Source organism: Telluria sp. ZB4P36 (genome assembly GCF_059685865.1).
This window is the reverse complement of record NZ_JCASIE010000010.1, coordinates 165,656-186,257: the sequence shown is the minus strand read 5'-3', so window position 1 is coordinate 186,257 and position 20,602 is coordinate 165,656. Positions and strand designations below refer to the sequence as shown.

Below are 20,602 nucleotides of genomic sequence, written 5' to 3'. Positions count from 1 at the left end.
TGACCTCGAGCTGGAGCGCGTCGAAGGGGACAAAGGTGGAGGCCGTGGTGCCAGCCAGGGCGGCGTCGATCTGCATGGTGACTCTTCTAAAAAGGAAACGGGAATCGGGCCCCATGCAGCAAAAACGCCGTACGACAATTAAGGCGGCCGGCCTGCTCCTGGAAAGGGCACAATGGAATGATTCAATTGTAGAAGGGAATCGCCAGGATTAATTCTGCTTTTAAATGTTTTGAGCGATATATTGCTCATATACTATCAAATATTGCCAAATAATATTTGCATTGGGCTGGGGTGTTCCACGAGGTCAGTGGCTATGTCTGCGCCCCGCTGTCCCTTGGAAAGTAGTCTCAAGCATAGCGTCCTCGAGCAACACATCCCGACCATCCGCAAGCTCTACGGCGAGCAGCGTGAGCTGGACCAAGCCTGAAGGCGGCATGTTCAACTGGGTGAGCCTGCACAAGAGCATCCACGCAATAAAGCGTTGCGACCTGTCATTGGAATAGCGCCACATTCAGGTCGTTCGCCGACCGATTTTATGCGTTAGCAGGCAAGTCCTTTCCGTGTACGCCGGGGTCTTCCCCAATCCGAAAAAACGGTGTGCGGCTCAACGATGCGAGAGCACCATGATTGTATTTCGGCATATGGCAAGCCATACTTCGAAGATCCATTGATTACAGCACCATCCAGGAAGAGTAAATGAAGAGAATTGTCGTCAAATTTGGGGGGTCCAACCTGCGCCGTCCCGAGGACATTGATCGCGTAGTCAATGTTGTGCAGACATACCAGCGCCCGCTAGTGGTCGTGGTGTCTGCTTTCTATGGCATCACCAACGCACTTATCGCCAGCGTCCAGGCTGCTAAATTGGGCGCTGGCACGCTGTCCGCAGTGGCTGAGAGCCACGACTACACGCTTACCTTGCGTGCTCTGAAAAAAGAATTTCTGTACGCCAACATTGCCGATCCGCTGAGGCGCAAGCGCACTGAAGAAGCCCTGAATGCCCGCCTCGACCAGCTGGAGCGATTTCTCATTGGCATCCATTACATCGGCGATGTTCCCGACTTCGTCAATGATGTGATACTCAGCTATGGAGAGCGACTCTCCAGTCTGCTGGTAACGGAAGTTCTGCAAAGCCGCGGAATCCGCGCGCGCGAGGCCCTGCCGGAGAATATCGGTCTCGTCACTGATGGTGTGTTCGGCAACGCAGCATGTGATTTCGACGCCAGTACCGAGTCGGTATCAGCGGCCCTGAGTGGAGACGGTGTAGTGGTGGTACCAGGATTCTACGGTATCAGCCGCGACGGCAAGACGACCCTTTTCGGGCGTGGCGGCTCCGACTACTCGGCTGCGTCAATCGCACGCTGCATTGACGCCGAATCACTCGACGTATGGAAGGATGTGAACGGTTTCTTGAGCGCAGATCCTGGGGCGGTCGAGACGCCGCATTCGATCGAACGGCTTCACTACCTGGAAGCGGCCGAGCTATCTTATTTCGGCGCGAAAATACTTCATCCGCGCACAGTCGAACCGCTGTTCGACCTGGCAATCCCGATCCGCATCCTTAACATCACGCGTCCTGACCTAGGCCTGCACGCATTTACCGTTATCGACGGCGAACGTACCGTCACGCATGATGTCGTCAAGAGCGTTTCGTCGAGCGACGATGTGGCAATCCTCAAACTGCATGGCCCGGGCGTCGGCTTCAAATCCGGCATCCTGGCCGAGGTTACCTCCACGCTCGACCGCAATGGCATTAACATCAAGAGTGTTTTGACAGCACAGACCGCCATCAACGTGTTGCTGGCGCGCGAGCACCTTGAGGCCGCTTATGAAGCGTTGATCGGCCACCACATTCCCGGCGTAGTCGAAGTGAGCCGCAACGACACTGTCGCCATTGTAGCGGTGGTTGGAGACGGCGTTCTAGACGCGTCGAACGTGGGAAGCGCAATTGCGAGCCGGGCTTTAAGTGCGGCACTCGCCGGTGGCGTGCGCGTGACCCTGAGCGCGGCAGGAGCTAGCGAAGTGGCAGCATATATGCTGGTGGCTCGTCAGGACCGCCACCTGGCCTTAAGCCTTATCCATGCGGAATTTTTCAGAGCGAAACTGACCACGCGCGGCACCGATCAGGTTCCTCCGCTGACGATGGAGAGCGCGGAATCGACGAGCTGAATCGGCACGACAATTGTTGACACTCTCGCGACAGAGGCAACTGACGGCGGGAAGGAGCTTCATCGGGGATGCCGAAGGTGGCTGTCTTACGCTTCCAAGGCGGAAGAACGATTGCGCCCTTGTTGCTTGGCTTGATATAGCTGGACGTCGGCCTGTTCCACCATCCAGTTAGCCGTGGGCGGGCGGGCCGCGTCGACGTAGGCGGTAAATACTCCCAAGCTTATCGTCACAATGGATGCGGGATTGTTTGCATGTTCAATACCGAGCGCACAGACTGCGCAGCGGATTCGCTCAGCGACCTGGGCGGCCCCGCGGGCGCCTGTTTCTGGAAGCAGGACCGCAAACTCCTCGCCACCATAGCGCGCCGGGAAATCACTTGGGCGGCCAAGGGATTCAGGCAGGACGGCCGCCATATGGCGCAGGCAGGCATCCCCGGCGACGTGGCCATAATGATCGTTGTACTTCTTGAAGTAGTCGACATCGAGCATGATCAGGGACAGTGGTTTGCCTGAGCGCGCGGCGCGCGCTATCTCGCGCTGGAGCGTTTCGTCGAAATGACGTCGGTTCGAAATCCCTGTAAGCCCATCCCGTTCGGCAAGTTCTGTCAGGACCGCATTACGTTCCTGGAGGCGCTCGCGAGCGCTGAGCAGTTCATCCTCTAGCTCGTCCCTTATGCGAATCTGACGCACCAGGCGCGCACCGACGAGCGCCAGCATCAACACGACCGCCAGGATTCCGCCGAGGAGATGCAAGGACGAAGAGCGCCAATCCGACAGTATTTCGTCTTTCGCCAGCCCTACGAAGACCACGAGAGGGTAGCTCTCCATCTGGCGGTAACTGTACAGCCGTAGCACCCCGTCGAGTCGTGCACGCACGGTTGCGTGCCCTAAGGGACCAGAGCGCCGATACTCTTGGAAGACCGGCCCGTCCGCGATACTGATACCGATGAGCTTTTCGTTGGACGGCCGCCGGTATGCCAGCGTACCCTCCTTCAGGGCCAGCAGGATGGTGCCTTGGGCGCCGACGTCGAAGCCCTCGTACAGCTTGGCGAAATAGGCGATCTGAATCGTCGCGACGACCACGCCGGCGAAGCTGCCGTCCGGGTGGTTGACCCGGCGCGACACAGGCAGGACCCACACGCCGGTGGAACGGCTCAGCACGGGCGGCCCGACATGCGCACCGCGGCTCATGTGCGACCTGTGGTAGCGAAAGTACTCGCGGTCTGCGTTATTACCCTTCATCGGCTGCGGCAAGGAGTTAACGACCCAATTGCCGTCGGCGTCGTAGAAGAGCAGTCCGTGCAGTTCTTCCACCTCAGCAACGATGTCGCGCATATATTCGCCAACCCGCGTGCCGGCTGCGCCGGACCAGCCTTCACGCTCGAGTTGCGTTACGACACTTGCTAGCACAGTGTCGGTGACCCGTATCGCACTCTCTCCCTGTGCGGACAGCGCATGTGCCATATTCGCAGCCGCAATTTCCGCTCCACGCAGGCGCGCGCTGCGCCCCCGCCATGCTTCAGCCAGCTGTAGGCCGATTATCAGCAGGCAGATGCCTGCCATGAGCAGGGCGGCGAAACCTGCCGCCGGCCTGCGCGCAGCTTTCAGTAGCGAGATATGGGGGTCGGCAATGTCGGAACGTGGCATGTTGCACCTCTGCGGATGAAACCAGCATAGCACGGTGGTTTAATGATCGAGAGAAACACAGGATGTTTTTTGGAAAACGTTGTTGCGCGCCGACTTTGCGGAACGTCGTCAATGCTGACCATGTGAACTTGGCCTGTCGCAATGACGCAACGTTAACGCAGGGGCTGTAGAGGGCGAAAAACTCATTAGTCGCCTGTATGAGGTGGAAACGGCAACTCGCCAAAATTTCGAAACATCCCACCGCATTTCGCAATTGCGCATCCGCAACGGGTGCCGCAGTCTAACGCTATGTCCCGAGGCGCCAATGCGAATTCAGGCAAGTTCACAATAATAGGAGATAGCATGTCACCCAAACCTTTCAATCGAAAGCTCATCAGTCTGGCCGTCGCCGGCGCGTGGGCCAGCTTCGTGCAACCTGTACTTGCCCAGGACAACGCTGCCCCGGCAGAGACCAGCGCGAGTGCTGCGTCCCCTGCGCCGGTTACCACGGCCGAACCTCAACAGGTGGTCGTGACTGGCTTTCGCTCGAGCCTCGAAAAGGCTCTCGATATCAAGCGCGCCTCGATCGGCACGCGTGATTCGATCGTGGCGGAAGACATCGGCAAATTCCCGGAACAGAACATCGCGGATGCGCTGGTACGCTTGCCGGGTGTGGAAGTGGTCAAGGATCCCGGCACGAACGAGGGGCAGCGCATCCAGATGCGCGGCCTGGGCTCGGAATATACCGTCACCACTTTCAACGGTGCGGCGGTGCGCGCCACCTCCGGCGGCAGCATCGGCCAGTCCACCCGCGACTTCAACTACGACATCTTCGCCTCCGAGCTTTTCGGACGCACCGACGTCTACAAGACGCCGCTGGCCGAACTGGAAGAGGGCGGCGTGGCGGGCGCGGTCGACATGCAGACCCCGCGTCCCTTTGACAGCAAGAAGCGCACCTTCCGCTATTCGACGGCAGTGGCGCACAATACCCGCAGCGGCCTGAACAGCCCGCGCATGTTCGCGCTGTACAGCAACACCTGGGGCAACTGGGGCTTCCTCGCCGGCGTGACCCGCTCCGGTTCGAAAAACGCCAATGCTGGCTTCCAGTCCACCGGCACCTACGCCAGTACCAACCAGCGCCTCGATCCGGGCAGCTTCAATTACACATACAACCTGACCGACCCGACTGCCGACTACAGCGGCGTTTCGCTCGCCGACCTGCGCAATGCGCTGTTGCCACGTTTCTTCCGGTCGAGTACCAGCGAGACCGAGCGCGACCGCGTCGGCTTCAATACCTCGCTTCAGTGGAAGTCGGGCGACTGGGACGTCAGCCTGGATACCCTCGGATCGCAGCTCAAGGACCGCAACAAAACCAATTCGATCGCTTTCCCCATCCGGGACAGCAGCGGCAACAACGCCCTGATTCCGCGGGGCGTCACGATCGACCAGAACAACAACTTGCAGGGTACGCTGGCGAATGTCCAGGCGACTTCCGGTTCCGCCGTGTCGCGCGCCGAAACCGAGTTCAAGTACGTCACATTGAACGCCAAATGGCGCGCCAGCGACAAGCTGCGCTTCACCGGCCAGCTCGGCTTCAATGAGAGCGAGGCCTGGAGCACCAACGCGTCGGTTACCGGCGACAGCGGCGCGGCCAATTTCGACAATCGCCACACGATCTCCTTCAATACCACCGACGACCCGATGTTCCCGAAGTTGTCGAGCAACCGCAACCTGCTCGATCCAACCCTGTTCCGTAACTTCGGCTACGGCGGCGGCTACCGTGCGGAGACCGACAAGCAGAAGAACATCAAGCTGATCGCCCAGTACGATTACGGTTTCTGGAACGTGGAAGGCAAGCTCAAGACGGGCATTTCGCGTACCGTCAGCACCAAGGACGCTCGCCAGTTCACGACGACGAACCTGCTCAACGCCCAGCGCCTGCCTAGTGGCAAGCTGTTCGGCGACCCGACCACGACGCCTGCCGAGAAGTCCGCCTATGTGCAGGGCTTCATGGGCCCGAACGACATGAAGAACGTCGAGATCCCGAACGTGCCGGTCGACTATGCCGTGGTCAGCAAGGACTTCATCTACAACACGCTCAATGCGGTCGCCGCCAACCGGGCCGCCGCACCCAACTTCGGCGGTACCTTCATTGCCAAGGAGACCATCGACGCCTTCTTCATCCAGTCGGATTTCGAAACCAAGCTGTTCGAGCGCGACCTCCGCGCCAACGCCGGCGTACGCTATGTCCGCACCGGCACCGAGGTCGACAACTACCGCCTGAACACGTCCAACCAGTACACGCCGGCGAATGGCAAGGGCAGCTACCGGAACGTGCTCCCGTCGCTGTCGATCGCATACGACCTGACCGATGACCTGGTGTGGCGTTCGTCCTGGGGCAAGACCATTACGCGCAGCTCGATCTCGCTGATCGCGCGGCCATTCTTCGTACCGGGCGCGGGCGACCTGATCGTCAACGCCAACAACCCCGAGCTGCGTCCGCAGCAGTCGAAGAGCCTGGATACGGCACTCGAGTGGTACTTCGAGAAGGGCGGCATCGTCGCACTGTCGCTGTTCCAGAAGGACATCAAGGACCGTCCGCAATCGCAATCGACCTTCGTACCCTTCAACACCCTGGGCTTGCCGAAGGAATTGTGGACGCCGAACATCCAGGCCATCCTGGCCGCGGAGCCTACCACGCCCGTGGAACTGCGCCGCTTCCGGAATGCGGAGGAGTTCAAGGTGAAAGGCCTGGAAATCGCGTACCAGCAGAGCTATCGCCGCCTGCCGGCGCCATTCAATAACCTCGGTTCGATCGTGAGTTTCACCCGCATCGATACGGCCGGTTTCAAGGCGCTGTACAACGGGGCGACCTACGAGCTGCCGATCATCCCGAAACAGACCTACGCCGTCACGCTGTACTACGAGGACGGGCCGCTGGCGATCCGCACTTCGTACAACCACAAGAGCGAGTTCGCCAATTCGGGCGCGCCGGCCCTCAATCCGCTCGGCTACAACCGCTGGTTCAACAAGCGCGGCTACCTGGACGCGTCGATCAGCTACAAGTTCAGCGACTGGCTCGAGCTGCGCCTGGACGGCGCCAACCTGACCAACCAGCGCACCTATGACTTCCTGCGCCACTTCGAGGGCCGCTACGGCGATGAGCATTCGCGGATCGAGAACGCGAACCTCGCCGGCAAGACCTACACCTTGACCGTGCGCGGAAAATTCTAAAGCACCGGCCGCCGTCCCCGCCCGGGAGACAGGGTGTGGCCGGCAAGCAGACAAATGCGTTTTTGAGGAACAGAATAATGAAGATCACTTCGAACATCCCGGCCAGCACCGCCAAGCTGAGCACCGCACTGATCATGGGAGCCCTGCTGGCAGCGTGTGGCGGCGGTGACGGCAAGGAAACTGCCGATCTGTCGGGCAGCGTCACCGTCACGGGTACCGCCGCGACGGTCGTGGCCGGCTCGACCGGCACCGCTATCGCGGGAGCGGCCGTACTGGTCAGCTGCGCGCAAGGGCAGGGCACGGGCATGACCGGCTCCGACGGCAGCTTCTCCGTCACGGTCGCCAGGCCCGGCGTGGCACCTTGCGTGCTGCAGCTCTTCAGGGCGGACAACAGCAGCCTGCGCTCCGTGGCCACCGGCAGCGGCAACTTCAACATCACGCCTATGACCGAACTGCTGGTCCAGTATATTTCCGTGCAGATCAACCCGCCGCCACCGGCAACCCAGATCACCCCTGGCACGACGAACTCGCCGATCCCGCTCACCAGCAGCCCGGCGTTTGCCAAGCTGCTGGGAACGCCGGCACTGCTGAACCACTCGATTGCCCGCGTGAGCGAGTTCGCCAAATCCGTGCCGGCCCCGGCTACGCCGGCGCTCGCGGTACCAGCCGACTTCCTGACCGCGAAGCTGGTGGCGCGCAGCGCCGGCACGGCAGGGAACGAGCAGAATGCCTTCCTGGAGGCGCTGCGGGCACGGAATACCATTACCACCACCGGCATCCTGAACACGGCGACGGCAAACGCCGCCATCGCGGACGCTAACCTGCCTGCAAACAAGGTCACTGCACCGTAAGCAGTCGGAGCCGGTCTTCCTTCTTTGCCAGCTGCCGGCCTGCCGGCAGCTGGCTTTTTTGCGTCCCGTTCCCGGCTGTGCGCTCCTCGGCATGCCTGTTCGAGCACATTATCGCAACGTTACCAGAAATATGTTGACGAGCTTGAGAACGCGTTGTTACCATCGTTAAAAATGCTCAGGTAACGTTACCAGGCGCGACTGGTAACGTTACCGGAAACAAAAACGACGTTTACCAGGAGACGCATTGTGAACAGCTCGAAAAGGATCCGCATCGCCCTTATGTTGGGCGGAAATGACTCCAGCAACAGCAAGCTCATTACCGGTATCGTTGAGCATGTACGCCAGCATTTGCTTAACTGGAACATGCTGCTGGCCGACCCCGGCAGCGACGGCGACTCGCTCGCGTCGCTGGCCAGCTATGCCGACGCCTTCATCGTCAACACCGACGAGTACGAGGTCGCTGCCCTGCAGGCGCAAGGCGCCATCATCATTGGGGTGGCCATGGGCAAGTCCGGGACGCCCGCCCCCCAGCGTCCTCCGACCGTGTTCGCCGACAACGCCGCCGTCGCGCGCAAGGCCTACGATTACCTGATCAGCCATGGCAGCGCGCAGTTTGCCGTCTTCAGCGCCCCCGATGCCGCCAACCGGCGTCCGGTGCAGGAACGCGAGCAGGAATTCGTGGCGCTGGCAAAGCGCGACCGCGCGGGCGTCGCCAGGTTCGAAAGCGTGCATGGCGGCCAGCCGATGTTCGGCACGGCCGTCGCCGAGCTGATCGCCTGGCTCGAAGACCTGCCCAGGCCGGTCGCCATCTTTGCCGCCGACGAAGGCCGTACCCGCATGCTGAGCCAGGCCTGTTCGCTGGCCGGCTACGACGCCGCGTCCGAGGTGTTGATCGTCGGCGTCGACAGCGATCCGCTGGCGCAGGACCTGTCGTCCGTGCCGCTGGCCTCGGTGATGCTCGACCGGCAGGAAATGGGCCGGCGTGCGGCCCAGATGCTGCATCGTACCCTGGAGCGCCGCGTGCAGGAACGTGAGGAATGGGTGGCGCCGCTGGAACTGGTGCAGGCACCGCACAAGGCCAGCGCGCCCCGGTATCACCCGCAGGTGATGCGCGCCCTGCATTACATCCGCCTGAATGCGCGGCGCGGCATCAAGGCCGAACAGGTCGCCTACTATGTGCGCATGTCGCGCTCTGCGCTCGAAACACGCTTCAAGCGCGAGCTGGGCTGCTCGGTGCACGACGAGATACTCCGCTTCAAACTGGAAGAGGCCAAGCAGATGTTGCGCAGCGGCGCCCTGAGCATGCCGGACGTGGCCGTCAGCTGTGGCTTCACCTCGGTGCAGTACCTGTACACGGTATTCGGGCGCGAGTTGGGTTGCACCCCGCGCGTGTGGCAGGACCGGGTGCTGAAGCAGACCGCGATGGCCCACGCTGCCTGAATGTGCTGCCGGGGCATTCCGCCCCAATTCTGTCTGGCACCCTGAAACGACAACGCCGGCCTTGGGCCGGCGTTGTCCTTCCTGGCCGCGTGCGGCCAGGCCGTCATCGGCGAGGACTCAATAGTCGACGTGGTAGTCCTTGGGGAAGGGCTGGTTGCTGAAGGCTTTTTTCTGGGTCCAGTCGCGCGCCGGCGCGTTCCAGTAGCTGTCGCCGGCAGGCAGTCCGAGTGTCAGGAAGCTTTCGGCGGCGATGTACATGCTGCCGTTGTTCGAGTACCAGTCCCCGAGCCCGGGCTGGTGGCCCGCGAAGCCGATCGTGAGAAAACCCTTTTTCGTGAAATTGCCAGGCGCCGACCAGATGGTTCGATGCACCGCCTCCAGCGCAGCCCGTACCTGGCCCTCGGACAGGCTGGCCGGCAGCTTTTTCTGGAGGGCCAGGAAGGCCAATGGCTGGAAGGCGGCCGTACGATAGGTGATCGAACGGCCGATCGGCGGGAAGGTACCGGTCGGTGAAATAAAGCGCTCCAGATGTTCGCTGTAGCGCTGCATGCGCTTGACGGTCTGCTGCAGCATGTCGGCCGGGCTGGCGTTCCAGTAGCCCGCCTTGTGCTTGACCATGGTCTCGAGCACCGTGACCAGCATGGGATAGATGACGAAGGAATTGTAGTAGTCGAAGTGGAAGGTGTCGCCGTCCTTGATCCAGCCGTCGCCGACATACCATTCGCGCATCTTGCGCACGCCAGTATTCATGCGCAGCGGGTCGTGCTTTTCCCCGACCGACAGCAGGAAGGCTTCGTTCATCGATGCGAACAGCAGCCAGTTGGTGTGGGCTGGCTCGATCACGCGGATGCCCTTGATGACGTCGACGATGCGGCGCTTGGTGGTCGCGTCGAGCGGCTCCCACAAGGCGGCCGGGGCGCGCAGCAGGGCGCTCGAGATATACGCCGAGTCGACCAGGATCTGGTGCGGGCCCTGCCACAGCAGGAAGTCGGGGCTGGCGGGGTCAACCGCGTTGGCCAGGCTGCGCAGCGCCAGCTGGCGCAGGCGCGCGCGCACCTTGCCTTCGGCGGTGGCGTCGTCCGGCAGGGCGAACCAGGGCGCGCATCCGGACAGCAGGCGCCCGAAGCATTCGAGGTAGGCGACCTCGCGCGGACGGCCATCCCAGCTGGGCGACACCTCCAGTTCGAAGGTCTGTTTGAGTTTGCCTTCCGCCATGGCCGCGAATACCGGCTGGGCGATCGTCTCGAGCAGCCTGGCCATGTACTGGCGGGCCGGCGGCGAGGCCGGCGCGGCTGTGGCAGCCAGGGCGGAGAGGGAGGAAAGGATGGTCGGTCCGAGGACGAGGCCGCCGAGGATCAGGCGGCGCCTGGGTTGCAGTGCTTGCATGGTCATGAAAGCCATTCCAGAGTTGCGGTTGAAAAAGTCGTGTTCGCGCTGCTCGTCATCGGCGCGCGTCGCCCAGCTGGAGGTCTGCCACGGCCACGGCCGCCAGCAGGAATGCGCCGACGCCGTAGTATTGCGTGTCCTCGTAGCCGACCTTGTCGGGACTGTCGCCGATCGGCTGGACGTAGCCGAGCTTGCCGTCCGGGTGTAGCGAGGCTTCGAGGGCACGCCAGCCGCGGCGCACCACCGGTTCGAAGCCGGCCCGGTCCAGCAGCCCGTTCCTGATGCCCCAGGCGAAACCGTAGGTATGGAAGGCGGTGCCGCTCGACTCCGGCAGCGACCTGGCCGGGTCGCCCAGCAGCGACGGGCTCCAGTAGCCGTCCGGTTTCTGTATGCCGCGCAGTCTCACCGCCATCTTGCGGAACGTGTCCTCGATCGCCGCCCGGCCCGGATCGTTCTTCGGCAGCGCGTCGAGGGTACGCGCGAGTCCGGCGAACACCCAGCCGTTACCCCGACTCCAGAACACCTTTTCGCCGTCTGGTCCGCGCCGCTCGAAGAAGCGCGAATCGCGGTAGTACAGGTGCTCCTTGGGGTCGAACAGGTAATCGGTGGTGGCTTGCAGCTCTTCCTTTGCGAAGGCGGCGTAGCGCATGTCGCCGGTCGCGCGGCTCATCGCCGCCCACAGCGGCGGGGCCATGAACAGCGCGTCGCACCAGCACCAGCGGGTCTGGCAATCCACCCCGGCTTCGGTAAAGAAGCCCAGGGGCACGCGCGAACGCCGTTCGAGGATCTGGTCGAGCGCCTGTCGGGTCGGCGCCAGTGCCGCCTGGCCGGCGCCGTTGGCCGCGGCCCACAGGTAGGACTGGCCGATCACCTGGTCGTCGGCATGGTAAAGGCGCTGGTCCAGCTTCCAGCCGTTGGCGGCGCCGCGCAACAGGACGGTCTGCCGGTAGATCGGGCGCTTGCTGCGCGCCGCCAGTTCGGTCAGGCCGGCAAAGAACGCTCCCTGCACCCAGCCTTTCGGATCCGGGGTTTCATAGGCTGCGTTGGCGGGGACCCAGCCGGCAGCCATGCTGGCCAATTGGTAATCGGCGGCGCGTTCGGCCAGGGCCATGACGGCGGCCGGCTTGATCGAGGCCTGCGCGCAGGCGGCATGCGCCGACACGAGCAGGACGGCCGTGACGGCGCCGCGGCGCATCCGCTGCAGGGAGGAAGTCAGCATGGCTGGCATGTTCGATGTCCTTTCCAATAGGGTTCTACCGCCAGGAGCGCGGCAACATGGTCGCAGTCTGCCGCGCCGCGCCTTGCCCATCAATTGCGAAATCGCGTTTGGCCGCTAGTGTTTTCTATGCGCCACGCTCACCCTCGGGCCGTCCCTGGCCGTTCCACTCCAGGCGCGCCAGGCACAGCGCGCACAGGCCGCCGCACAGGGCGGCGAACAGCACGGTCAGCCGGTAGTCATGGCCGGAGCGGTCCAGGACTGCGCCTTGCGCGAAGCTCAGCGTGATCCCTATCGACGAACCCAGCAGGTCACGGAAGGCGCAGAAGCGCAGGAAATCCAGGCGTGGGAACAGCGCCATCGGCAGCGACGCGGCGGCGGTGAAGTAGGCGCCCGACAGGATCACGTGCAGCACGTAGACGGTGCGAAAGCTGCCGGCGTCCGCCAGCGCAACGTAGCCGGCTCCGATCGCCGCGCTGTACAGGATCATTACGCACAGCGACACCCGGACCGCGCCCACGCGGTCGACCAGCATGCCGATCAGGAGGGCGAGCACCATCGATACGCCGTAGGCAAGCGAAGACAGCTCGCCGAGTTCGGTCTTGGAGGTCCCGAGCGATTCGGCGTAGTATTGGCTGAAGGTGTTGAAAGGGCCGAAGCTGAGGCCACCCAGGATGAGCGCTCCGTAAACCCAGGGCGCGCCACGCATCGACAATGCTTCGGTCAGGCCGGCGCGGGCGCCCGCCAGCCGTGCTCCGGATGCCCTTGCCGGCGGCGCCGGCGCCGGATACTCGCCCTCGCGCACCATTGCGCACATCAGCATGACCATGCCGGAGAACACGACGGCGATCAGCGCGATGACCAGGTGGGGCCGCTTGTCCAGCAAGGGAAAGACCCACAGGTAGAAGCCGATCCCGATACCCAGGCTGACCACCCGGTACATGCCGAAGAAGCGGCCCAGCCAGGCGCGCGGGAGCACGTCGTTGATCAGTCCCGTGTACAGCGCCTGCACGCACAGCATTACCCCGGCGAAGACCGTCCAGCACACCGCAAACACGGTCAGTGCGTGGTCGGGCGCGGAACCGGCCACCCACGGAGGCCCGGCCAGCAGCGCGCCCAGCCGGCTGGACCCGGCCACGCCGAGCAGGGCCAGTCCGCCCAGCGGCGCCAGTACGAACAGGTAGGGGCGGCGGCGCCCCCAGCGGCTGCGCAAGCGGTCCGAGGCGGGGCCGATCAAGGGTGTCATCACCAGCGACAGCAGCGCCGGGATGCCGGACAACAGTACCGATACCATGTGGTCCGAGGCGCCGTAGCGGCGCAGGACCTCGAGGCTGGAAGGCATGACGGCGCGGTCGCGCATCGCAATCCCGAGTTCGCCGACCAGCAGCCAGCCGATCACCATGAACAGGCCCAGCGTGCAATAGCGCAGGGTGCCGGCCTCGTAGCGCGGCGCGCCCGCGCAATCGATGGTCGAGGCCTTCATGCGGGGTGCTGGGGAGGCCGCAGGCGCCGCCTAGCGCGGCCTGGCCGGGCCGGTCGAGGCGCGCACCACCAGCTCGCCCGGAATGGCTTCACGGGCCGGGTCGAAGGGCTCTCCGTCGATCATGGCGAGCAGCCGGTGCACGGCGCGTACCGCCAGGTCGCGCGACGGCTGGCGCAGCGTGGTCAGGGGCGGCTGGGCGTAGCTCGCCAGCGGCATGTCGTCGAAGCCGACCACGGATACGTCGTCCGGGACCGCCAGGCCGCGGTTGCGCAGCACTTCCATGACGTTCAGCGCCATGCCGTCGTTGGCGGCGAAGATGGCGGTGGGGGGATCGGCCAGGTCCAGGAGGCCACTCGTCACCGCACGAGTGTCGGCCGGGTTGAAGTTACCCAGTACCATCAAGGCCGCGTCGGGCTCGATGCCGGCCGCCCGCAGCGCATCGAGGTAGCCGGCCTGGCGCTCCGTGCTTTGCCCGGTGGCGTGGCTGCCGTGGATGAAGGCGATGCGCCGGTGGCCGAGCCCGATCAGGTGATCGGTCGCCGTGCGTCCGCCCGCGCGATTGTCGACCAAAACGACCGGAAGGCCGATCTCACGGGCGGCAAAGCCGATCAGCACGCAGTTGCTGCGGTCGCGTTCGAGCACATCGAGGAACTTGTCTTCATGGTTCGGCAGCAGCATCAACAAGCCGTCGCACAGCCCGGCCAGCAGGTCGCTGGTGCCGACCCGGCGGCGGTCGTGGAAATTCTCGGCACTGAATACCACCAGGTCGAAGTCCAGGCGGCGCGCTTCCTCGCTGATGTGGTCGACCAGTTCGTGCACCACGCCCCAGCCGATCGCGTTGACGAAAATACCCAGCAGGCGCGCCTTGTCGCCGCGCATGCGCCGGGCCAGCACATTCGGCCGATAATGCAGGCGTTCGGCAGCTTCCCGCACCCGCGCACGCGCCTCTTCCGAGACATAGCGGTCTTCGCGGATCGCCCGCGAAGCCGTATTGAGCGACACCCCGGCGGCGTCCGCCACCTGCTGCAACGTTACTGCCTTACGCATAGTTTCTCCGGATACTCCTCGGTGCGACAGCATCCGTGCGCCTGTCGCTTATTGCCGCATGGTAGCAGAAACCGGCGGGCTCCCGGAGCATGGCGCGGCGCCTGCTAGGCCCCGGCACGGTAGCGTCGCACCCGCGACGGGCCCAGCGCCAGCAGGCTGCGCAGGCGCTGCATGCCCCACTCGTGGCGGCGCTCGACCAGGTTCATGGCGCGCGCCAGGCGCCGGCGCGCGGCAGGCAGATCGCCGATGATGCTCATGAGCACGCGCGCCACATCCGCGCCGTCGGCCCGATTGATGTCCTCGACATACCACTCGGCCAGGCCGATATCGGCGAACATGTCGCCCTTGAACGAGTCTTCGGGCTGGTGCAGCATGACGAAGGGCGTCCCGGCGGCCGCGGCAAGAATGGGCGAATGGTTCTCCACGCTGAGCACCGCCTGGGCATGGGCGAACACGGATTGCGCTTCGTCCGGCAGCCAGTAGTCGCGCCGCGTCACCACCCTGGCGGCGACGTCGGCAGGCAGCCCATGGCGCAGCATCGCGTCCAGGTACGGCACCACATAGACCGTTTCCGGCACCAGCGCGACCTTGTTGCCGGTGCGCCGCACGTATTCGACGATGGCCGTGCGCAGCTTGACGCAGTCCTGTTCGATGTAGAGCGCGTTGTAGGCATCGCGGGAATCGCCCTGGCGGGTCGGCGTGCCGGTCGGCGTCCAGCGGTGGCGCGGCACCACGCAGATGAACTTGCCCGATTCGAGTCCGTGGGAGCGCATGAAGGCTTGCGCGCGGGCTTCGTCGCGCACGGCGAAGGCGAAGGTGGTGTCGGGGACGAATGCGGCCGGCACATTCGACAGGTCCATGCCGACCGGCTTGCGGTTGATGGCCTCGTTGACGGGAGTGTCGGGACGGTCCGGAGACGCGCCGGCGGCGCCATCTACATCCTCGCCCTTCAGAAGGCGCAGCGAAGTCTGCTCGCGCGTAAACACGAAACTGGCCGCGCGCAGGGCCTGCACGTCCGCGCTGGCTTCGCCGTCATGGAAATTGGTGAAGTTGAAGGAGTCGGTGGTGATGCCGAACATGCCCATCGGCTTGCCCGTGCGGCGCTTGTAGCGCAGAAGGGCGTTCGGTTCAAGGATGCCTGCGCCGGACCCGATCGCCATCAGGTCGGCCGAGGCGATCGCGGCCTCGAGGGCCGGGTTGTCGGCTCGGCCCTCGGGATCGAGCTCGCCGCGCACCACCTGCAGGTCGGGAATCACTTTGCGGCTGACCGAGCCTGCATCGATCACGCCGTCGGGCAGGTGTCCGAGGCTCGCATATTCGCCGCGGATGACCAGGTCCTTGTGGGCCCACAGGATGATCTTCGCTTCCGGAATATAGTGGCGCAGCAGGGCGAGCGCGCCGGGTACGTGGCCGATGTCGCCGATATTGTTGGTGTTCCAGGCATTGCGCCACAGGATGACCGGCTGGCGCCGCGACTGTGCCAGGGCGGTCCAGGGCAGGGCTCCGCCTGCCAGCATGGCGGCAAGCAGCCGACGGCGCGTCAGGCGCGGTATGGTGCTGTTCATGGTCATCTCCTCGTGTTGCCCTTACCGGGTCTGTGCGGCGGCCGCCTGTTTCGCCAGGTAGGCCAGCCATTGGTCGGCGCTGGTAATGTCTCCGTCGCCGCTCCATGCAAAGCCGCTGCGGTATTTTACGTAGCCGTTGCCGTCCACCCGCGTCAACACCAGGCCGTGCGCGTGCTTGCCGTATTTGTCCTCGGGCGCCAGTCTTGCGGTGCGCAGGATGCGCGCCGGCTCGATCGCCACGCCGGCGCCGAAGGACTTGCCGTCCACTGGTTCGTTGACCGCGATGAAGCCGCGCCCCGCATCCAGCACGATGTCGGCCCTCGCGGCGTCCTGGGTCACCAGCCCGATCGCCACCTCGTAGGGAAAATCCAGGATCGGGTGGGAATCGTAGGGGCTCTGCGAATGCGAGAAGAACGAGCGGATCTCGGTCATGCGTTCGCCAAGCCTCAGGCGCGAGTAGCGGTGCTCATAGACCGGTTTGCCGCCGATCGTGATCGGGTATACGAAGATGTTGGAGAACTCCGCCACGTCCGGACGCGTCCAGTGCACCTGGCCCTTCACGAAGGTGTCGGAGGTGACCAGCTTGCCGTCCACCCACAGCCCGATGCCGCCCACGCCGCGCGTATCGCCGACGTGGTAGGCATCATACCCTTCGCCGCGGTCGACGTGGTAGCTCTTCCGGGCCGGGCCGGTCGCCAGGCCGTACCACTTGTCGAGCACCGGATAGTGGACCCGCTTGAACCAGGCGTCGATGCCGCTGTCTTCCGGCCCATCGCGCAGGGCGGGACCGTACATGCGAAACGCGACCTTGTCGTTCTCCCAGGCCAGGTCGTCCATCCGTTCCGGCACCACGCGGGCGTAGGCACGCGACTGGCGGGCATCCTTGGCGAGCAGTGCCTCGGCCTCGGCCAGTAGCGCGGCCGGCTTGACCTGGCGGGCGCCGCCCACCGCACGCATCATCTCGCTGGCGGCCAGCAGGAAGGCGCCGGTGCCGTAGTCCTGGGTCGAATCGGGACCGAGCACGCGCGGCTTGGGCGGGGCGTGCACGCGGGTCCCGTCCGGCATCACGGTCAGGTAGGCTTCCTCGGAGCGCGGGGCCGAGCCGATCGGCTGCACATAGCCGACATAGCCGTCCGGCCGCACCCGCGTCTTCAGTCCGGCCCAGCCGCGCGTGATCGCCGGCCAGGTCGCGGCCTTGTCGAGCAGGCCGTGGTTGACGCCCCAGGCCAGGCCGTAGACGAAGAAGCCGCTGCCCGAAGTCTCGCCGACCGGGACTTCGTCCGGATCGAGGAGGCTGGGACGCCACAGGCCGTCCGCCCCCTGAGTCTTCAGGATCCCGATCGCCATGTCGCGGAACAGGTCTTCGTAGTAGCCGCGGCTCGGGTGCGTTTTGGGGAGGTGCTCGAGGATCTGGGGCAGGGCGGCGAACACCCAGCCGTTGCCGCGGCTCCAGAACACCTTCTTGCCGCGCGGCGTGCGCTTGTCGATGAAGTTGAAGTCGCGGTAGAACAGGTGCTCCCCACGGTCGTACAGATGCTCGACGGCGGCGCGGTATTCGCGGTCCATGAACTCGAGGTACTTGGCCTCGCCGGTGGCGCGGTACAGGCGCGCGAACACCGGCGGGCCCATATACAGCGCATCCGACCAGGTCCAGCGGTCGACGAAGCTGACGCCCGGCGTGGCCGGGGTGTGGTGGTAGACCAGCTTTTCCGTGATCGGATTGTCGACGATCTCGCTCATCTGCGCCCGGATCGCCGCCAGCCGTTCGGTGCGCTTCGGGTCCATCAGGTAGAGATCGAGCCAGGCGTGACCGACGGCATGATCGTCGGCGAAGCGGCCGCGCGAACCCAGCGTCCAGCCCGACTGCTTGCCCATCCGGAGTACCGGCGCCAGGTAGTGGGCGCGGCCGGTGACCATGGCCGCCTGGATCAGTCCATCATACAAGGGTGCGATCACCCAGTCGCGCAGGTGGGTACCGCTGGGATTGGCCAGCTGCCAGCTCACCGTGCGGTCGATGTCGGCCGCGATCTCGGCGGCACCAGGCTCGCCGGCCTGGCGCTCGGCGGCCTTCGAGCCGGAGACCTGCCGGGGTACTGTGGTGTCGGCAGCGCCGGCCAGGGCAGAGATGCCCACGCCGGCGCCGAGGGCGAGTCCATACAGGATGGTGCGCATTGCGGTCTTTCGAAACGATAATGAAGAGCGACCGGATGGCGCGCGGAACTCCGATGCGCCGTCCGATCGGTTGACGTGGCGATTATTGTTGGCGCAGCCAGGCCTGGCAATTCCGAAAGTGCGCAGCGGCTTCTGATTCCTGCCGGTTATGCCGCCCCACCGGCGGCGCGGCAGACGTAGACCCGCGCCGGCTCGCCCTGCGGACTGCGGTAATGGCGCGCCACGGCCTCGCGTGCGGCATCCACCAGGCCGTGCGGCACCAGCGCCACCACGCAGCCGCCGAAGCCGCCGCCGGTCATCCGCACGCCGCCCGCCCGGCCGATCGTCACCTTGACGATTTCCACCAGCCGGTCGATGGCCGGCACGGTGATCTCGAAATCGTCGCGCATGGATGCGTGCGATGCGGCCATCAGTTTCCCCATGCGTTCGAGGTCGCCGGCGGCGAGCGCCTTGGCAGCGGCCAGCACGCGCGCGTTCTCGCTGACGACGTGGCGTGCACGGCGCAGGGCCAACGCGTCGAGTTCGGCGCCGCGCTCGTCCAGCATGGCCGCATCGACGTCGCGCAGGGCGGGCACGCCGAAGTGGCGCGCCGCTTCCTCGCATTGCTGGCGGCGCGCGTTGTAGGCGCTGTCGACCAGGCCGCGCGCGATGCGCGAATCGAAGATCATGATGGCGGCGCCAGGCGGGATCGGCACCGGCCGTACTTCCAGCGAGCGGCAGTCGATCAGCAGGGCGTGGTCGGGGACACCGGCGGCGGAACTGATCTGGTCCATGTTTCCGCACTTGCAGCCGACGAAGTCGTTCTCCGCCCTCTGGGCGATCAAGGCCATGTCCACCGGGCCCAGTCCCTCGAACCCGGGCAGGGTGGCGAACAGTCTGCACACCGCGACCGACAGCGACGCCGAGGATGACAGGCCGGCGCCTTGCGGCACGTCGCCGGCGATCGCCAGGTCCATGCCCTCAACCTTCAGGCCGCGCAGGATCAGTTCCTGCAGTACGCCGCGCACGTAGTTGGCCCACATCGGCGTGTCCAGGCGCGCGATGGGAGCATCCAGGTCGACCTGGTCGGTGGCGTCGTCGTAGTCGGCGGCCACGATGCGCACCAGGCGGTCATCGCGGCGCCGGGCTGCGATGCTCGTGCGGTAGTCGATAGCGCAGGGCAGCACCAGTCCATCGTTGTAATCGGTATGCTCGCCGATCAGGTTGACCCGGCCCGGGGCCTGGACCAGGATCGTCGGCGCCGCCCCGAAGGCGGCCTGGAATACGGTAGCTGCTCTAGCCGTGGAAGAGTTGCTCATCAATGGTTCAGTCAAGCGTTCAGGTGGATGCGTCGCCCGGGTAGGCGGCGTCGAGGTAATGAATGTCCGACACGGCGCGCAGGCGGGCCGCGGCCTGCTCCGGAGTCAGGTCGCGCTGGGCTTCGGCCAGCATCTCGAACCCGACCATGAACTTGCGCACCGAGGCCGAGCGCAGCAGTGGAGGATGGAAGTGGGCGTGCAGCTGCCAGGCGCCGGCGTCGCCGTTCCCATGGGGTGCGCCGTGCCAGCCCATCGAATACGGGAAGGAGCACGTGAACAGGTTGTCGTAACGGGTGGTCAGCTCCTTGAGCGCGCGCGCCAGGTCGGCGCGCCGGGCCGCGTCCAGGTCCTCCAGGCGCCGCGCCGGGAAACGTGGCAGCAGCAGGGTTTCGAAGGGCCAGGCGGCCCAGTAGGGAACGACCGCCAGCCAGTGCCGGGTAGCGACCACGACCCGCTCCTGCGCGGCCAGTTCGCGCTGCGCGTAGTCGAGCAGCAGCGGACGGCCATGCTCCGCGAAATAGCTGCGCTGCTCGCGGTCCTCGAGCGTCGGCAGGCCGGGCAGGAAGCTGGTGGCCCAGACCTGTCCGTGCGGATGCGGGTTCGAGCAGCCCATGACGGCGCCCTTGTTCTCGAAGACCTGCACCCAGCGATGGCTTGCCCCCAGTTCGGCCGACTGCGCGCACCAGGTGTCGATGACGCCGCGGATCGCCGCGAGCGGCAGTTCGGGCAGGGTCTTGCCGTGGTCCGGCGAGAAGCAGATGACGCGGCTGGTGCCGCGCGCACCCATGTTCTGGAACAGCGGGTCGCCGCCATCCGGCGCATCGGGGGTGTCGGGCATGAGCGCCGCGAAGTCGTTCGGGAACACATAGGTGCCGCCGTAATCCGGGTTCTGCTCGCCGTTGACGCGTGTATTCCCGGCGCACAGGAAGCAGTCGGGATCGTGCTGCCTCCTGGGCGAGCGGTCGACGGCTTCCTGCTGCCCCTGCCAGGGGCGCCTGGCGCGGTGAGGAGAGACCAGGACCCAGTCGCCGGTCAGCGGGTTGCGGCGGCGATGCGGGTGCTCCGATGGGTCGAACATGGTGAGCCTTTCTGACAGTGTGTTTCGTGCAAGGATGCCTG

Annotated in this window: 13 protein-coding genes; 4 read left to right on the top strand and 9 right to left on the bottom strand. The window is 64.9% G+C overall.

Annotated features, from left to right (window positions below; genetic code table 11):
- Positions 1–696: 696 nt before the first annotated feature.
- Positions 697–2,166, top strand: coding sequence for an aspartate kinase (locus AC56LK_RS14875; RefSeq protein ID WP_497185268.1), 1,470 nt, complete (start codon positions 697–699; stop codon positions 2,164–2,166).
- Positions 2,167–2,252: 86 nt separating this feature from the next.
- Here the strand turns inward: AC56LK_RS14875 and AC56LK_RS14870 are convergent, their stop codons facing one another.
- The gene (locus tag AC56LK_RS14870; RefSeq protein WP_497185267.1) at positions 2,253–3,812 is read right to left on the bottom strand and encodes a sensor domain-containing diguanylate cyclase; all 1,560 of its coding nucleotides are present in this window, start codon (positions 3,810–3,812) and stop codon (positions 2,253–2,255) included.
- Between the two features lie 342 nt (positions 3,813–4,154).
- On the opposite strand from AC56LK_RS14870, the gene AC56LK_RS14865 reads away from it, so the two are divergent.
- The 3 genes from AC56LK_RS14865 to AC56LK_RS14855 all read left to right on the top strand — a co-directional run bounded on the left by AC56LK_RS14865 (position 4,155) and on the right by AC56LK_RS14855 (position 9,316).
- On the top strand, positions 4,155–7,025 hold the full coding sequence (locus AC56LK_RS14865; RefSeq protein WP_497185266.1) for a TonB-dependent receptor: 2,871 nt from the start codon (positions 4,155–4,157) through the stop codon (positions 7,023–7,025).
- 77 nt (positions 7,026–7,102) lie between these two features.
- A complete protein-coding gene (locus tag AC56LK_RS14860) occupies positions 7,103–7,876 on the top strand; it encodes a hypothetical protein (RefSeq protein WP_497185265.1) in 774 nt (257 codons plus the stop codon).
- A gap of 279 nt (positions 7,877–8,155) precedes the next feature.
- A complete protein-coding gene (locus AC56LK_RS14855; protein WP_497185273.1) occupies positions 8,156–9,316 on the top strand; it encodes an AraC family transcriptional regulator in 1,161 nt (386 codons plus the stop codon).
- Positions 9,317–9,433: 117 nt separating this feature from the next.
- On the opposite strand, the gene AC56LK_RS14850 is transcribed toward AC56LK_RS14855, so the two are convergent.
- The 8 genes from AC56LK_RS14850 to AC56LK_RS14815 form a co-directional block, all read right to left on the bottom strand.
- Positions 9,434–10,708, bottom strand: coding sequence for a DUF2264 domain-containing protein (locus AC56LK_RS14850; protein WP_497185264.1), 1,275 nt, complete (start codon positions 10,706–10,708; stop codon positions 9,434–9,436).
- A gap of 49 nt (positions 10,709–10,757) precedes the next feature.
- Complete coding sequence (locus AC56LK_RS14845) at positions 10,758–11,930, bottom strand: glycoside hydrolase family 88/105 protein (protein ID WP_497185263.1); 1,173 nt, start codon at positions 11,928–11,930, stop codon at positions 10,758–10,760.
- A 115-nt stretch (positions 11,931–12,045) separates the two neighbouring features.
- Positions 12,046–13,401, bottom strand: a complete 1,356-nt coding sequence (locus tag AC56LK_RS14840) for an MFS transporter (RefSeq protein WP_497185262.1) — start codon at positions 13,399–13,401, stop codon at positions 12,046–12,048.
- 30 nt (positions 13,402–13,431) lie between these two features.
- The gene (locus AC56LK_RS14835) at positions 13,432–14,448 is read right to left on the bottom strand and encodes a LacI family DNA-binding transcriptional regulator (protein ID WP_497185261.1); all 1,017 of its coding nucleotides are present in this window, start codon (positions 14,446–14,448) and stop codon (positions 13,432–13,434) included.
- A gap of 104 nt (positions 14,449–14,552) precedes the next feature.
- Positions 14,553–16,013, bottom strand: coding sequence for a polysaccharide pyruvyl transferase family protein (locus AC56LK_RS14830; protein WP_497185260.1), 1,461 nt, complete (start codon positions 16,011–16,013; stop codon positions 14,553–14,555).
- A 21-nt stretch (positions 16,014–16,034) separates the two neighbouring features.
- Positions 16,035–18,185 (bottom strand): glycoside hydrolase family 88 protein, encoded by a 2,151-nt coding sequence (locus AC56LK_RS14825; protein ID WP_497185259.1) that lies wholly within the window; start codon positions 18,183–18,185, stop codon positions 16,035–16,037.
- Positions 18,186–18,331: 146 nt separating this feature from the next.
- On the bottom strand, positions 18,332–19,483 hold the full coding sequence (galK, locus tag AC56LK_RS14820; RefSeq protein WP_497185258.1) for a galactokinase: 1,152 nt from the start codon (positions 19,481–19,483) through the stop codon (positions 18,332–18,334).
- 19 nt (positions 19,484–19,502) lie between these two features.
- Complete coding sequence (locus tag AC56LK_RS14815; RefSeq protein ID WP_497185257.1) at positions 19,503–20,561, bottom strand: UDP-glucose--hexose-1-phosphate uridylyltransferase; 1,059 nt, start codon at positions 20,559–20,561, stop codon at positions 19,503–19,505.
- Between the last annotated feature and the right edge of the window lie 41 nt (positions 20,562–20,602).